The organism is Polaribacter aquimarinus (assembly GCF_003129485.1).
In the GTDB taxonomy this organism is placed as follows: domain Bacteria; phylum Bacteroidota; class Bacteroidia; order Flavobacteriales; family Flavobacteriaceae; genus Polaribacter; species Polaribacter aquimarinus.
Genome location: NZ_QFFG01000005.1, coordinates 240,830 through 257,508, shown reverse-complemented (window position 1 = coordinate 257,508; position 16,679 = coordinate 240,830). Strand labels below are relative to the sequence as shown.

At 31.7% G+C, this 16,679-nt stretch carries 6 protein-coding genes and 1 tRNA gene; all 7 read right to left on the bottom strand.

All coding sequences use genetic code 11. From position 1 onward, the window contains the following. Positions 1-190: 190 nt before the first annotated feature. Positions 191-4,087: a DUF4955 domain-containing protein gene (locus DIS07_RS12215; RefSeq protein ID WP_109405539.1), complete on the bottom strand. Its 3,897-nt coding sequence runs from the start codon at positions 4,085-4,087 to the stop codon at positions 191-193. 23 nt (positions 4,088-4,110) lie between these two features. Next, on the bottom strand, positions 4,111-10,953 hold the full coding sequence (locus DIS07_RS12210; protein ID WP_109405538.1) for a T9SS type A sorting domain-containing protein: 6,843 nt from the start codon (positions 10,951-10,953) through the stop codon (positions 4,111-4,113). A 309-nt stretch (positions 10,954-11,262) separates the two neighbouring features. Then, positions 11,263-11,336, bottom strand: a tRNA-Asp gene (locus tag DIS07_RS12205). Between the two features lie 63 nt (positions 11,337-11,399). Then, positions 11,400-12,320, bottom strand: a complete 921-nt coding sequence (locus DIS07_RS12200) for a DUF58 domain-containing protein (RefSeq protein ID WP_109405537.1) — start codon at positions 12,318-12,320, stop codon at positions 11,400-11,402. Between the two features lies 1 nt (position 12,321). Then, positions 12,322-14,880 (bottom strand): M1 family metallopeptidase, encoded by a 2,559-nt coding sequence (locus DIS07_RS12195; RefSeq protein ID WP_109405536.1) that lies wholly within the window; start codon positions 14,878-14,880, stop codon positions 12,322-12,324. 167 nt (positions 14,881-15,047) lie between these two features. Continuing rightward, complete coding sequence (gene trxA / locus DIS07_RS12190; RefSeq protein ID WP_109405535.1) at positions 15,048-15,365, bottom strand: thioredoxin; 318 nt, start codon at positions 15,363-15,365, stop codon at positions 15,048-15,050. Positions 15,366-15,586: 221 nt separating this feature from the next. Continuing rightward, on the bottom strand, positions 15,587-16,543 hold the full coding sequence (gene metF, locus DIS07_RS12185; protein ID WP_109405534.1) for a methylenetetrahydrofolate reductase [NAD(P)H]: 957 nt from the start codon (positions 16,541-16,543) through the stop codon (positions 15,587-15,589). Positions 16,544-16,679 lie beyond the last annotated feature (136 nt).

The following is a 16,679-nucleotide window of genomic DNA, read 5'->3' as shown; positions in this document are numbered from 1 at the left end:
CGAATATAGTAGCCTTTTTTTATTAGTACGAAATTATTGATTATTTATGATTTTTTTAATTAAAAATTTCATAAATAATTATGGTTCAAAATGTAAGTAATTCCAAAACTACAAATTATTTCTATTTTACATAAAAGAGCCGATAACTAGATATATCGGCTCTTCTTTATTTAGATAATTTCTTGGTATTCTATTTTAGAATTATTTTTTTATTCATTTTACCATATTTAGAAGAAACCTTTACTACGTATACTCCTTTTGATAATTTTGGAATAAAAATATCTTTAACATTTTTGTTTTTAAAATTTAAATCCATCATTTTTTGTCCAAATACATTAAACATTTTAACATTCGCATTTCCTGATTGTAAACCCACAATCCTCAAAGTATGGTTATTCACTTTAAAAACACTTATATCTTTCAATAAATCATCTACAGAACTTAAAGTAAAAGATGGTTTTGTATGTAGAAAAAATCGACCTATACCATTTATAGATTCTGAAAGTGTAATTTTGTATGATGCGTTTGTTTCATCTAAACGAGTAATAGTATTGGTTAATTTATCTTCTAAAAAAACTTTTATTCCTTGAGGCAGATTTAACGCCTGAACAGAAAAAGTGATTTCTTTACCATTTCCTGCTATTACTCCTACTGGTAACACCATAGATTCTAAGTCTGAATTTGGTAATGATTGAATTTGATAATTTACTCCTTGATTATTTTCTAATAACTGCGTAAAAACATCCAAAGAATTTGAAGCTCCCGCAAATGTTTCACCATCATAACCATTATCAAAACCTCTTGTAGCATTCTCTAAATAAAAAACTTTTGTAAATCTCTCTAAGTTACCATCGGTTATATTTAATTGTATTTCTGGTATAGCCTTTGACTTTAAGAAAGTATCTGAATTTTGATGACTCTGTATTTCCTCTTTAAATTTTAAATCTCCTGCAACTGCACATTTAACAAAAAAAGCTTGACCTGGTGCCACCTTAAAAGCATTTAGAGTAATCTTACTCTCATAATTTTTAGATGTTGGATTCCAAATCCATATCGTTTGACTTGTTAATTTATTAGAATTTTCTGTCAAACTTAAAAATGCACCACTATTAATAAACGTAGTAAAAGGGTTGCTAATTAAATTATATGCAGACCCAGCTCCAATAGTGATACCTTTATTTACTTCATTGGTATTTAATGAGCCTGTGAATGAAATATCTGTTGTTTTACTCGTTTTAATAGAATAGCCTGTTCCTACTCCAAAAGTTCCACTATTACTGTCATTATTTTCAAGATAAGACCAATGATTAGTTAAAGATTCATTGTTATGGGTTGCTATACCTCTTTTAGTCCCAGCAGACGCTATAGAATTAGTTGTTGCAAAAGCATTATTATATACCTGACCTGATACTGGAGATCCTACTAAATGCCATCCTTCTCCATTACCTGCCATATAAGAAAGGTTTCTATTGTAGGTTACATTACCTGTAACTGTAGCACTACCATCTGCTTTAAAGGTTGCCCCAGAAGCGATAGAAATACTATTTACGTTCAAATTTGTTCCACTAGTTAGTGTTGGATAATTTGTTAAACCAGCAGGAATCGCTATGTTATTTGCATTACCTACAGGTGCTGCTTTGGTATCCCAATTTGCAGGTTCACTAAAATTAGAATCAGTACTACCATCCCAGGTATTTGACAGAGGTTTATTTTGGGCTGTAAATTTTAAATCTGAAAAATAAAAAGTACCATTTACTTGATTAGCATCACCATCTGCAGCGTTTCCAACGTAGTGCAAAGCAAGAGTTACTGTAGTACTATTATTGTAAGAGCTAAGATCTACAATTCCTTTGACATATTTTAGGTGATCTACTTCATTACCAAACTTGCCTGAGTGTAGAGGTATTGGAGACCAAGTTGCTGTAGCTACATCTCCAGAATAATCTGTAGAGACTTTAAGTGAAATATTTGCTCCAGCATCTTTACCATATCTTAATTGCGACCAAAAACTTGCATATATATAATCATCGTCAGCTCCAATAAGTCCGTTAGAACTCGTTAAATCTAATGTTGTAAAAACTGCATACGAATCAATACCAAAATTATCGGTACCATTATTACCAACTACAGCCAGAGCTCTAAGAGAAGTTGGGTTGGAACCTGAAACCGCTAAAGGTGTTCCATTAGGAATTCTATTTAATTCTCTATCAGTATTTACATCAAAAAGGTTATTGCTATCTTCATTTGCATTTCCGTAGCTAACGCCAACAATATCATTAATTCTTTTAAATACATTACCACTTGTTTGACCTCCTAGATTAACTGTTTTAATTTCGAAACCTCTTCCAGTATTTGCATACCTAAAGTCCTCAAAATAAATGGTTCTTTTTGTTAATGGTGTTTCTGTTACTGCACCTGTAATCCAATTTGGTAATGCTCCTAATCTATAAGCAAGTTGCGATTCGTATAAAGAGGTTTCATCTACATGAGTTCCTTGAGATTCATTAACTTGATACTGATTTGCATCTGTAGACATGGTAAATCCTTTTAACCCAGAAATAATAGGCATTATAAACTTTGCATATCTTGTTTCAGAGTTAGGCCTAAACGATTTTACATCAGTGCTTTGATAAGAAACTCCTTCAAAGTTCCATAAAACAAGGTTTTTTAAATGATTTGGTAATGATCCTGTGGCACCACCTTGATTAAAAAAGAAACCACCCTTAGAAACATCTACTAAAGTAGATCTTGGTTGACTTGCATGAATTTCTGTTCCAGACTCGCCATTCTGTGGACTTTCATTTCTCCAAAGCACATTCCCTATTGATAACGCATTAACACCACAACTATGCCATACCCCAGTTGTATTATCTATATTCTTACCTATTAAACAACCTGTTGCAGAGTTAGTTGTTATAAAATTATGACCAGGATTACCTGTATATGTATTACTTAACGCTGTAGAATAGGCAGAAAACTTAAATTGAGCTACTTGAGACATGTTAGAAAATTCTACATTCGTTATCCATCCATTTACAACGTGGTTAAATTGAATTCCACTCCAACCAGATGAACTTAAAAAAGCATGAGGTCCTCCGACTGCTTCTCCTGGATATTGATCAGCTTCTTGAGGCGCTCTATGATGAATGTGATCCCAGATAAAACCTCCTGTATATTTTAAGTCTTGAACTCCAACTCCTTCTAATGCTTTAAAATTGTTTATTTTCCAACCATATGCAGCATTTACAGCTCTATGAATGGGTTCTTTAAAAGTTATGGTAGTTGCTGTTTTACTTACAACCTTATGAATTTCTCTAACTTCTACCCCATCATTTACAATTTTTAAGCTATTAGGTTGATAAAAATCTGCTGTAGTATGAGGCGACAGCTCTTCATTTACAAAATTAGAATCTGTATTTTTCACATACAATTCTACCCACTGTCCAACAGCAATATTTGTTGTACTAGCAACAGTAACAGTATGTGTTTCTCTATCTGAATTTCCAGTAACGTTAGTAATAAATGTATTGGCTGAATCTTCTCCATTCCAAAACAAAATCATATACGGACACACATAATCTTTGGTTGCTTTATCAACGTGATCTGTATAACTCTTTTGGTATAATTCTGTACCTCCAACTCCAGACCCACTACCTTTAATTACTATATTACTTTTAGAAATTCTAATTACTTCAAAACCATTATCTGCAGCCACCCCAGATTCTTCTGGATTTGTATCATGAACAATAAATCTCCCTGGTGGAAAGAAAATAATTCCTCCATTTGGGTTTGCTTCGGCAGCTGCTATAGCAGCTTTTATAGCCTCTTTGTCAGATTTATTATCATTGGGTACTGCATTAAATGGACTTTGAGTAACATCATAAACCGTCTGGGTGAATGAGCTTGGTAAGCCAATTTCGCCATTATAATAGCCTGCATAACTAAAAGTAGGTAATATAGGTGTAGTACTATTAACTTGTGCATTTACCCAATTTTGATATAAAGTACTTGGGTTTTGAGATTGAATATTATTGCTCATAATAAAAAGCAAAACAAAAACAATAGGATGGGTAATTCTTAGGGACATATTATTATTTTAATAAATTCTAGTTATTTCAAGATTATTTTCTTGTTTATCTCTCCTTTATCAGAGTTAATTTTTACAATATAAACTCCTGTAGAAAGTTCTTTGTTAATTCTTAATTTATAAGATTTAAGATTTTCATTAATTTTCCAATGATTTAATTTTTTTCCTAAAATATTAAAAACTTCTATTTTATCAATTTCTAATTCAGAATAGTTATTAATAATTAAATCATTTGTATTAGTAAAAACTAAAATATTATTTTCTAATATTTCATTTGTATTGGTACTAGTAGATAAAACTGTTCCTTTAAAGGCTAAAGTAAATCTATTGGAATGCAATCCTTTATTTAATTGTAAGGCTACAGTTTTATTGTTTAACAAGTAAGTTTTTTCGGTAATTTTATCTTTAATAAACACTTCTCTATCTATAGCTTCAATGTCATCAATTTTTATTACAACACTACCATCGTAGTTCATAACAATATCAAAAGGCACCTCTAAATCGTCAGAGATATCTTGTACACCAGCAATTATATATTTTGATTCGTTGTTTGGAAATTTCCAAAAAACATCAGTTAATCCAAGATCATAGAGTTCACTATCGTATCCTTTATCAAAAGCAAATGAATTATTTTCTTTAAAAGACACTCCCATTCGTCTATGAATACTTATTCCGTTTTCATTTAAAAAATCCATACCTAATTTAAGAATAGGCAATTTATATTCTTTTTCGAATTTAGAATTTGTTTTCGATGCTTTAAAAAATTGAGAATCTGAACCTTCTATTTTATATTCCCTTTGACTATTATTAAATACAATAGGTCCGCCATCTACATCATCTCCTTGTATAAAGAAGCCTTGTCCTATCGGAATATAAGCTTTCGGGATTAAATCTGCATTAGAACTTACAGGAGACCAAGAACAACCAATTTTCCCGTCATCGTCTTGTAGGCGAATATTATTAATATAAGCTAAATTTAAATCATCAGATTCTATAACTACATCACTACCTGCTTCTATACATAAAACTATATCAAATGTTGACAGAGCTACTGAACTTGGTAACGTGTAATTACCTTGAACAATACCATTGACTTTAATAATTATTTTTTTTGATAAAGTTGATGAATAGTTTATAGATAAAGTGTCAACTCCTTTAATGATATTTTTAAATTCTATTACATCATCTAAACTATTAATTAATACTGTACTTGCTCCTTGAACAGATGCTATAGTACCACTTATAGAAGCATCTTCTGCCTCAAGGGTAACATCATATGCTCCTACTTTAGAAGGATCATTTGCAGATAAACCCATGGCTATATTTCTTGTCGCATAACCACCAATATAGCCAGAATAATTATGACCCCCTATCCCTGAACCACTATTATCTACTTCGCTTACGTGTTGCCAAAAATACAGGGTACCTGTTATAGAATTGATATTATCTTCAATAAATTTCTTACTACTTAATGATGATGCATAGGGATTACCAATCAAATAAGATTGATTAGCACCGATATCTATTGGAGCATCTAAATCACCATCTTTTGGAGTTCCAACAAAGGTATAGTTCTGAGCTTTATTTGGTCCTTTTAGTATAAATCCATCGGTTTCAGAAATTAAACCACTTTTACCTTTTTGAACCCAATTAGAAACTCTACCTGAAGAAGGTTTAAATGTAAAAATCCAATAATCTGCTAGAGAAATAGGATCTGTTGCAGCTCCATCATAACCACTTACAAATGTTATATCTTTTGCAATTGTTCCAATTGAACTGTTGGCATCTAATGGAGTGGTACCATCTTTTAAAATGGTTTCTACAGAAAATGTAGTATCTCCAGAAGCATTATTTACTGGTGAACTAAAATAGTTAAATCTATATAAACTAGAGACTGTTGAGTTTTGATCTACTAATAATTTACCATTACCCGAAACTTGTTTATCACCAGTATGAGTTTGTATCATCTGAGAATTGCCTACTAAACGAATCTGATCACTAGTATTTGTAAGTACCACTTCATCAGTTACAACTAATAAATTATTAGTTACCGCAAATTTACTATTATTGTTGACAGATAATTTTCTTGCTTCTAATTTAGTTTGTAACAAATTATGATTGTAGTTTTCATTTATTTCTACATGTCTAGACCTATCTGGAAATCCATTATCCCAGACACCTCCTACTCTTTTTGTTGACCCAAAATTATGTAAACCTAATAAAGCATTTGCCTCGGCATTCACTCCTGAAGTAATTTCTGAGAGTAATGGAGCGTGAGGATGTCTTTCTGGCCCACCTAAATCTAGATCCCTGTAAGGATTTAAATTATCATCAACAAAAGAAACCCATTCAGTTGCTGTGTAGGTTGTATTAGCTTCTAAAACCTCATCTTTTCTTACCAATGCAGTATTATCTGTTAAACCACTTACTTGATCAATTCTTGAGTTATAGGCAACAACATCACTAGCTTTACCACTTCTAGAAATTGTAATAATGTCATCTATATTATCAAAAGCAATTGCGTCAGAACTTGTTAAAACTGTAGCTCCATTTGTTTGTGCTGTGATTGAACCAGCAGAAACTAAAATTGAAGAACCTGCAGTAATTTCAGAAGTATTTGCGGTAGTAGCTGTTCTTGATGTTGTTGTACCTTCATTAAAGAAATTCACATTTACAGCATAAGGAACTACTATTTTTGCAGGTTCTTTATTTGTAACTTCGATTATTTTTTCAGTTCCTTTCCAATACACTTGCGTTATCATTGGCACACCACAACCATTTACATTATTTTCTGTTGCATATGTTGTGTAATTCGAAGCTACAAAAGCATTAAGGGCGGTGGCAGAACTTGTGTCTGCATTCTCTAAAATATTGGCATATCCATTTGTACCAACTGGTATTAGTGCTGTGTTAATTATTGCATTTTCTGTATTGATAGAAGTATTGGTTATTCCATCTCCATTAACAATATCTGCACTTGTTAATAAAGCTGGTACAGCAGTTTCTAAAACATCTGGACAACCATCACCATCAGAATCTAAATCTTTATAATCTGCTATTGCATCACCATCAGTATCACTACATGTAGAAACTACATTTACAAATTCAACTTGTATTTTATCACCTGATTGATTTGGTATGTCCGTAGCAGTAAATTTCATCCTTTTAATCAACTCTCCAGAAGCAGAAGAAAGAATAAATCTCGTATTATGATTACTGCTTACTGAAGATATCGTGTATTGAAATACACCACTTCCTAAGTCTGTAGCTGCTGATAGGGTTCCTGAACCACCACTAACTACCAAATTAATATCTGTTGGAACGTTATATAAACCAGAAACTGACCAAACTTGTAGCGTAAATGTAAAAATATCTGCGTCGAAATCTATAAATTCTATTGAATTTGAAGCAACGTGAGAATTTGCTAAAGTAGTTTCTGACACTTTACCCATATCTACATCAATAGTTCCTAAACCACCTGAACTAATTTGATTATTTCTAAAGAATGTAGCTTTAATCCAAGTTGAGGAGACTTCCGTTTCTCTAACATCTGTATAAGAATAGGTACCATTAAGCGAAATAGGTGAAGATGGAAATGAAAGATTATGTACAACTCCAGATTTTTGATCAAACGTACTACCAGTAGAAGCTAAAAGGCCTCCTAATTTTTCATTAGTAAGGGTACCATTACATTCTGTAGCATCTAAAACACCATCATTGTCATCATCTAAATCACAACGATTTCCTATTCCATCTAAATCTGTATCTACAAATTGAGTACTTAAAGGATTACAAGAATCACATTCTGCCGATTGTACTGCTGCATTTGTTGAACTAACATCAGACTGACCTGTAGTACCAGCGCCTGCAGTTCCTGGCAAAACAGGAATTCCATTGTCATTTACTGGATTATCTATTCTACCATTAGTATCTAAATCTGCATACACAAAACCTCCATTACCTTCTAAAGCATCAGGACAACCATCATTATCTGAGTCTGTATCTAATGAGTTTAGGGTTCCGTCATCATCTTCATCAGTACAGGTAGAAATACTATTTATAAAATCAACTTGTATCCTATCTCCCGAGGTATTTGGAATATCTGTAGCTGTAAATACAAATCTTTTAATCAATTCTCCTGAAGTGGAAGAAAGGGTAAACTTAGTATTATGACCACTACTAGCTGAAGATACTGTACATTGAAACACGCCTCCGCCGAGATCTGTTAATGCAGATAAAGTACCAGAGCCTCCAGTTTTAGTCAGAGTTATATCAGATGAATTCGTATAGAGACCAGAAACGGACCATACTTGTAGTGTAAAGGTAAATACATCTGCATCTATATCTATAAATTCTACATAGTTTGAAGCTACATAAGAATTGATTAATGTAGTTTCAGAGACGCTGCCTGCATCTACGTCTAACGTTCCAATACCACCAGAACTAACTTGATTATTTCTAAAAAAGGTTGCCTTAATTGAGTTTGAAGTTACTTCTGTTTCTCTAATATCCGTATAAGTATAAGTACTATTTAGTGGAGTTGGAGAAGAAGGAAATGAAAGATCATTTACAACTCCAGATTTCTGAACAAAAGTACTACCTGTAGTAGCTAAAAGACCTCCTAATTTTTCTGTACTGATAGTACCATTACATTCGTCTACATCTAAAATACCGTCATTATCATCATCTAAATCTTCTACATCATCGATAGAGTCTCTATCGGTATCTAATCGATCTCTAAAATCGACATCACCAGAGCCTGGATTAAAATCGCTATCTTCATCTCCAAATGCAGTTTCTAAATTAGCAATATCTGTAACTTTATGGTTGGTTCCTAATCCGTCGTTTACAGTAAAACCATTAATACTAGAGTCGTTATTATCATCAAAATTATTATCTAAACCATCTCCATCAGTATCAGAATTACTTAGAGTATTATTAGTATCTCTATTTTCAGAAATATCGTCGTATCCATCATTATCAGAATCTGCATCCAAATAATCTGGATTATCAGTTAAATCAGTATTTACAGGATCAAAACCAATATTACCACTAATTTCATAATCATCATCAACACCATTATTATTTGCATCATTCATAGAAGTAGCAATTCCACTAGGTGGAATGTAAGCTAAAGATGTTTGTGCTTCTATATTATCTGGAATACCATCATTATCTGAATCAATATCTAAATAATCGGGTATTGCATCACTATCTGAATTTACTAGAGAAAGACCAGTAGTTGCTGTACTAGGAATACCATAGGTTGTAGTTAATGCACCAACTATACCATCTGCTCTACCATCTCTATCTGAATCTGTTCCTCCAGATTCTACAACATCAGGTATACCATCGTTATCAGAATCTAGGTCTAAGTAATCCGCTATACCATCTTTATCAGTGTCTATAGCAGTTTCGATATTGTTTTGAAAATCGAACTGTATTCTATCTCCAGATCTATTTGGCATTGCAATACCAGTAAAAATAAAGCGCTGTATTAATTCGCCAGATGCTGAAGATAATCTAAGTTTTGAATTATTCTCTAAAGTACCGGTTAGGGTATATTCAAAAACTCCACCACCTAAATCTGTTGCAGCAGATAAAGTAGCTGTTCCATCATAAACTACAAAATTGATATCAGATGGAGAGGTATATAAACCTGTAGTAGACCATGTTTGTATTGTAAATGTAAAGATGTCGGTATCAAAATCTATCATATTTATATAGTTTGATGCTATATAAGAGTCTGCTATAGTAGTTTCACTTACTCTATCTGCATCTACATCTACAACTCCTAGACTTGTCCCAGATGTACCACCTGTTCCTTGTCCATCTTGAAAAAAAGTTGCTTTAATAAAACCTGCACCTACTTCTGTTTCTTTAATATCTGTATAAATATAAGTACCATCTTGTCCTACAGGTGAAGATGTAAACGTAAGATTATTTACAACTCCAGATTTTCGATCAAAAGTACCTGTACCTGTAGAAGCTAAAAGACCTCCTAAATCCTGGCTTCCGTATGTTGTTCCATTATATTCATCTGTATCTATGACACCATCGTTATCATCATCTAAATCACAAATATCAGAAACACCATCTCCATCTGAATCTGTGTTACCAGAAGCTGCCGGATCGCATTGATCTATAACTACAACACCTCCAAAAGCTAAAGTAACCGCTACCCATTCTTGACTAGAATTTCCCCATGTACTTGGATTAATTGAACCTGCAACTGATTGCTGCTCATCTGCAATACCTAAACGATGAGCGTCACTTTGATTATTGACTCTTTCGGTTGTTCCAGATGGTATTGACATTGAACCTGTATCATCTACAGCAACAATATTTATTACTGTAGAAGAATTATTATTTGTTGTTATAGCTGGAGGGTTTGCCGATCCAGTATTGGCTCTTGCAAGAGCAGAAACGTCTATTGGATTTGGCAAGTTATCAACATCATCATATCTTATAATTGCCCCACAAAGTTCGTCATTTAGACCTACAGTAAATGCCTGAGTTGCTCCTTCTGAACCATCTGCAACTCGATAATACACTGCTAATGAAGCATTGGTATTAGGAGCAATATTAGATTGAATTAAAGTCCAACCAGAAGGAGTGTTAAAGGTTTGAGTATTTCTTTCATCAGAACTTATTGCAGCAATAAGTAAATCATTAACATTACCTGAAGGGATATTAATTGTAATAGAATTCACATTAGTATTAATACAATTAGAATTACTCCCAACAAAGGTTGCCTGAGAAAAAGTAAACAAAGGAAATAATAATGCTAAAACTAATATTGAAAGAGCAGTCTTATTATATGAATAAATTATTTCTTTGAATAATTTCTTTTTATTTAAAATCATAAGGGGAGGGGATTTTTAATTTTTTAAATAAAAAACGATTACAAGTTACTCATATTAAGCAACCTAACAATTATTCTTTTTGGAAAATAAATTTTTAATTGCATAAAGCAATGAGAGAAGCGAAGTGTTTTTTTATTCATTATATAGGGATTTAATGACATTATTTAAGAAACAAACTTAAATAAAAAAAAATTAAAAATCAATATTTATCTTAAAAACAAGTGTTTATAAACAAAAAAGCAAAAATTTTAAGGAAAAGAAAACAAAATTTCAAGTATAAAAAAAGGGAAGTAAAACTTCCCTTTTCTGCGGTCTGGACGGGACTCGAACCCGCGACCCCCTGCGTGACAGGCAGGTATTCTAACCAGCTGAACTACCAGACCGTTGCTTATAGCGGGTGCAAATATATAATAGATTTTAATATTTGCAAACAAAAAAGATAAATTTTATTTAAAATTTCTTCTACTCACCAAATATTTAGTTAATACAGGATTAAACCCAGATTTAATATCCACAGAAACATAGTCTATCTTATACTGTAAGCATTTATTTTTCAAATTATTAAAGTAATTATTTATCAATTTCATATATTGATCTTGAACATTTTCTGAATGAATATTTATTTCTATTCCAGATTCTAGATCTACCATTTTCTTAGGAGAATTGTCAAAATCAAAGTTAAATTCGGTTTCAGCATCGTATGTATGGAACAAAACCACCTCGTGTTTGTTATATTTTAAATGCCTTAAAGCTTCGAATAACGCTTCATCTTCTTTAGTCGTTTGAAACATATCTGTAAACAAAAAAATCAAAGAACGCCTGTGTATTTTTTCTGCAATTTCGTGAAGGTATTTATAGGTTTCTGTACTTGCTTTCGATTTTGAAAGTAATAACTGTTCTAATTGATGTAACAACATTTTTCTGTGACGCTCACTCCCCTTTTCTGGAGCATAATATTCATATATATTAGAGTAAATACTTAAGCCCACAGCATCTCTTTGTCTTTTTAAAATTTCCATTAAAGCAGCCGCTGCCACTGTAGAAAAACCAATTTTATTTAAGCTATCAACAGATTGTTTTTTTACAATGGGATAATGCATTGATGCAGAATTATCGATAATAATATGGCATCTTAAATTGGTTTCTTCTTCATATTTTTTGGTGTATAGTTTTTCAGTTTTTGCAAACAATTTCCAATCGATATGACGTGTACTCTCTCCTTTATTATACAATTTATGCTCTGAAAACTCAACAGAAAACCCATGAAATGGGCTCTTATGCATACCCGTTATAAAACCCTCTACCACTTGTTTTGCTAACAAGTCTAAGTTTTTTATTTCTGCTGATTTAACTTCTGATAAATTCATGTTACTTTTTAATGTTTTGTGCTCGCTTTAAATTATCAGTTGTTTGTAATAATTTCTTTAACAAAATAGGATTGTAATTTGGATTATCATCTAAAAACGTATTTAAAATATTTTTGGCTTCTTTTGAAGAATAATTTCCAATAGAACTAGCTAACCATCCTTTAGGAAAGAAAATATCACCTGTTAGTTGTACCTCATCTAATTTATCTAAAATTGATTTTAAATGTTTAGAGGATGATTTTTGTCTCAATGGATGATGCATATTATTCAAAGCTGTTTGCACCCAAGATTCTTTTTCTCTGTTCTCTTTTTCTAAAAGTGATTTCATAAAATTATCTCTCACATTTTCATCTGAGGATAAAGAGGGTAATAACCATTTAAAACGTTTTAATCGATCTGAATTTGAAATTCGTGATTGTTGTTGCTCTAAAATTTCCTTTGCTTTTGGATGCTTAAAAATAGCCAATCGCATTGCTAAAGAACTAAAATCATTTTCATTTAAAAAGAGGTTTTTAATGGTTTTCTCCTTATTCCAAATATCATATAAATTATTGACCCCAACTTTAGAAAAAGCAATAGATTGATACAAACCAAAAAGTGTTCTTTTTATATTTTTTGGTAATTCACTTTCTAACAAATTATATATTTTAATTTCAGTTTCATTCTGAATATTTTTTTGTTCTTTATCATTTAAAAAAGTCCAAAATACATTCTGAAGTCTCCCAGATAAATAATTAGTTATCAACTCATTTTTTTCAGATTGAATTGCATCTAAATAGACTTTATAGGTTTCTAAAGGAGAAACTTCTCCATTCAGCATATTTTCATATAAATTGATAAACTGATATCCTCTTGAAACCTCGTCCTTAATATCTTTATAAGTATTGATTTTATCTTTATAAATGGGAAAAACACCATAACCAAATCCGTTGGTATTGTATAAAACTTGACCTGGTTTAAAATCTTTGGTAGCTGAAGTAATATCAAAAGATTTTCCCATATTTTTAATTCCAATAATTTTTTGATATCCTCTTTCATCTATCAATTTGATTTTAAAAGATTGTGTCCAAATCTTATTAGAACCATCTTCTGCTTTTTGATGGATTACAAACTTAATGACATTGCCCTTTTCATTGGTTTCAATTTCTTCATAAAAAATAGGTCTTCCAGAAGAATTCACCCATACATCACTCCACCTTTTAATATCTCCTGCAGATTTTTTATCTAAAATTGAAACGAGCTCATTCCAATCTGCATTGGAGTTTTGGTAAGTTTTAATGTATTCTTGAATTCCTTGTTGAAACGCTTCTTCGCCTAACAAATACTCTAATTGACGCATCATAATGGGCGCTTTGTTGTAGATGATTCTTCCGTATAAAGAACCTGCATTTTTTAGATTGCCCAAATATTGACGAATTGCATTAGTGCCTTTTGTTCTGTCTTCTGAATACGCACTTGGGTAATGAGACATCATAAAACTTAATCTATGATTAACTTCTGGATATACTGGATTCACAATTTTATCTGCCATAAAATTGGCGAAAACCTCTTTCATCCAAACATCATTAAACCAACGCATTGTTACCAAATCTCCAAACCACATATGAGAGGTTTCGTGTGCAATTAATTTTGCTCTTCTTAACTTTCTGTTTTGAGTAGCATTTTTATCTAAAAACAAAGAAGATTGTCTGTATTGAATTGCGCCAACATGTTCCATTCCTCCATATTGAAAAGGGGGAATTGCTGCAAAATCCATTTTTTGAAACGGGAATTTCACAACTGTATAATCCTCTAAAAAATCTATAGAATTTTGGTGAATTTTAAACACTTCATCTACACTTTCATTTATTTTTTCTTTATTGTTTTCTCTGTATAAAAAGCGCATATCAAACGTCCCAGGGTTTTTAGTTTCTTCTGTAAATTTACCAGCCACAAAAGAAAATAAATAGGTACTCATTACATCTGATGTTGCAAAAGTATGCTCTACAAAACCATCAATTTCTATTGCACTTTCTTCGAAAGCGCCAGCTAAAACCTTCCAATCCTTAGGTGCTGTAATTCTTAAATTGTATTTCGCTTTTATATCCGGTTGGTCAAAACAAGGAAACAACGTACTTGCTCTATCTGGAACTAATAATGTGTATAAAAACTCATCATTTCTATTGAGAGAAACTTCGCCTGCATCAAAAAATATTTCTACTGAATTTTTACCTAAATTCAGTTTAGTTTTATCAATAATTACGTGTTCTTTCTGATGTTTAATCTCTGATATTTCTCCGTTAATTTTAATCGATTTTATTTTTGAAGCATCTTCATTAAAATCTAGAAAAACATCATTTTTTAAGTCGTTAATTGTGAAATTGAGTTCTAATCTTGAAGCTATTGGAGCTTTTTTCTCTTTAGGAATTTTAAAGTGCACATCATAAACAACATCAGAAATTTGTTGTTTTCTATATTTTGCTAATTCGAAAGAAATTCCTTTTTCTAAGGTTAATTTTTCCTGTTTATTATCACAAGAAAAAAAAGACAAGAGAATTAAAAAACATAGTAAATTCTTCATTGATTTAGTTTTAGGCTTTAAACTTTAAAAACAAAATAACATACAGAAAAAAATAGAATATAATTTCTAAAAATTAATGAAGTGAAATTGTTTGAATTGTAAAGTTCTAAAATAAAAAAAGGTTTGACGTTAGCCAAACCTTTGTGATATTATAAAATGTTAAACTATTAAATAGCTGCATCAATTTTACCTGTATATACATTTTTAGGCGCAACACCTACTTGCTTGTCTACTACTTCTCCGTTTTTAAAAATTAAAACCGTTGGTATATTTCTTACACCATATTTAGCAGCAAATTCTTGGTTAGCATCTACATCAACTTTACCAACTACAGCTTTACCTTCATATTCAGCGTGAATTTCATCAACAATTGGCCCTACCATTCTACAAGGTCCACACCAAGCAGCCCAAAAATCTACTAATACTGGTTTGTCTGATTTTAATACTACTTCATCAAAAGTTGCGTCTGTGATTTCTAATGCCATTTTATTTATATTTTTTAATGTTACTTTAATTTTAGATATACAAAAGTAATCATTTTATTTACTTTCAATATTTAAAAAAAATTGCTTTTTACTATTTATCTATCAATAGTCTTTATTCTTTTGAATTCGTTGAGTGAGCGCGTTAGGGATTGAAACGACATCCTTTTTTGAGGAACGAAAAAAAGATATAGTGTAAAGCCCGTTAAAACGCCCAAAAAAAATTAAAACAATTCTGATGCAATTGCTTGAATATTATCACTTTTACCCATAGAATAATAGTGCAAAACAGGAACTCCTGCTGCCAATAATTCTTTGGATTGTTGTATAGCAAACTCAATTCCTACCTGACGAACTTCTTTGTTTGTTTTACACTTTTCTACCTCAGAGATTAAGGTTTCTGGTAAGTCGATTCTAAATACTTGAGGTAATAATTGCAAGTGGCGTTTTACAGCAATTGGTTTTATACCGGGAATAATTGGCACATTAATTCCTGCTTTTTTTGCTGCATCTACAAAAGCAAAATACTTATTGTTATCAAAAAACATCTGAGTTACCACATAATCTGCACCCGCATCTACCTTTTCTTTTAAACGTTTTAAATCTGTTTGCAAAGAAGGAGCTTCTAAGTGTTTTTCAGGATATCCAGCAACTCCAATACAAAAATCTGCTTTGTTGGTAGACTCAATCACATCGTGTAAATATTTACCACAATTTAAATCTTGAATCTGTTTTACCAAATCTGTAGCATAATGATTTCCTCCTTCATTTGGAATAAAATATTTTTGATGACTCATAGCATCACCTCTTAAAGCCATTACATTATCTATTCCTAAATAATGACAATCTACCAAAACGTACTCTGTTTCTTCTTTGGTGAAGCCACCACACAACACGTGAGGCACAGTATCTACATCATATTTATGCTTAATTGCTGCACAAATACCCACAGTTCCTGGGCGCATTCTGGTAATTTTTCTATCTAATAAACCATTGCCTTTATCTATGTAAACATACTCTTCTCTAGATGTGGTTACGTCTATAAAAGGCGGTTTAAACTCCATTAACGGATCTATATTATTATATAAATCTTGAATGTTATTCCCTTTTTTTGGCGGAATTATTTCAAACGAAAACAATGTTTTTCCGTTCGCGTTTTTTATGTGATCTGTAATCTTCATTTTATATTTCTTGGGCGTTACCTTTCAGGTCGCGCTTTACGTTTTATCTTTTTTGCTTTGTTCTCGGTACAAATTTTTTCGTTCCTCAAAAATTTACTCGAACTGACAGCCAAAAAGGATGTCACTTCAATCGCTA

What these genes read in the sequence shown, in the direction of transcription:
- DIS07_RS12215 (WP_109405539.1), bottom strand. Translation starts at nt 4,087, where the DNA reads ATGTCCCTAAGAATTACCCATCCTATTGTTTTTGTTTTGCTTTTTATT.
- DIS07_RS12210 (WP_109405538.1), bottom strand. Translation starts at nt 10,953, where the DNA reads ATGATTTTAAATAAAAAGAAATTATTCAAAGAAATAATTTATTCATAT.
- DIS07_RS12200 (WP_109405537.1), bottom strand. Translation starts at nt 12,320, where the DNA reads ATGAATTTATCAGAAGTTAAATCAGCAGAAATAAAAAACTTAGACTTG.
- DIS07_RS12195 (WP_109405536.1), bottom strand. Translation starts at nt 14,880, where the DNA reads ATGAAGAATTTACTATGTTTTTTAATTCTCTTGTCTTTTTTTTCTTGT.
- trxA (WP_109405535.1), bottom strand. Translation starts at nt 15,365, where the DNA reads ATGGCATTAGAAATCACAGACGCAACTTTTGATGAAGTAGTATTAAAA.
- metF (WP_109405534.1), bottom strand. Translation starts at nt 16,543, where the DNA reads ATGAAGATTACAGATCACATAAAAAACGCGAACGGAAAAACATTGTTT.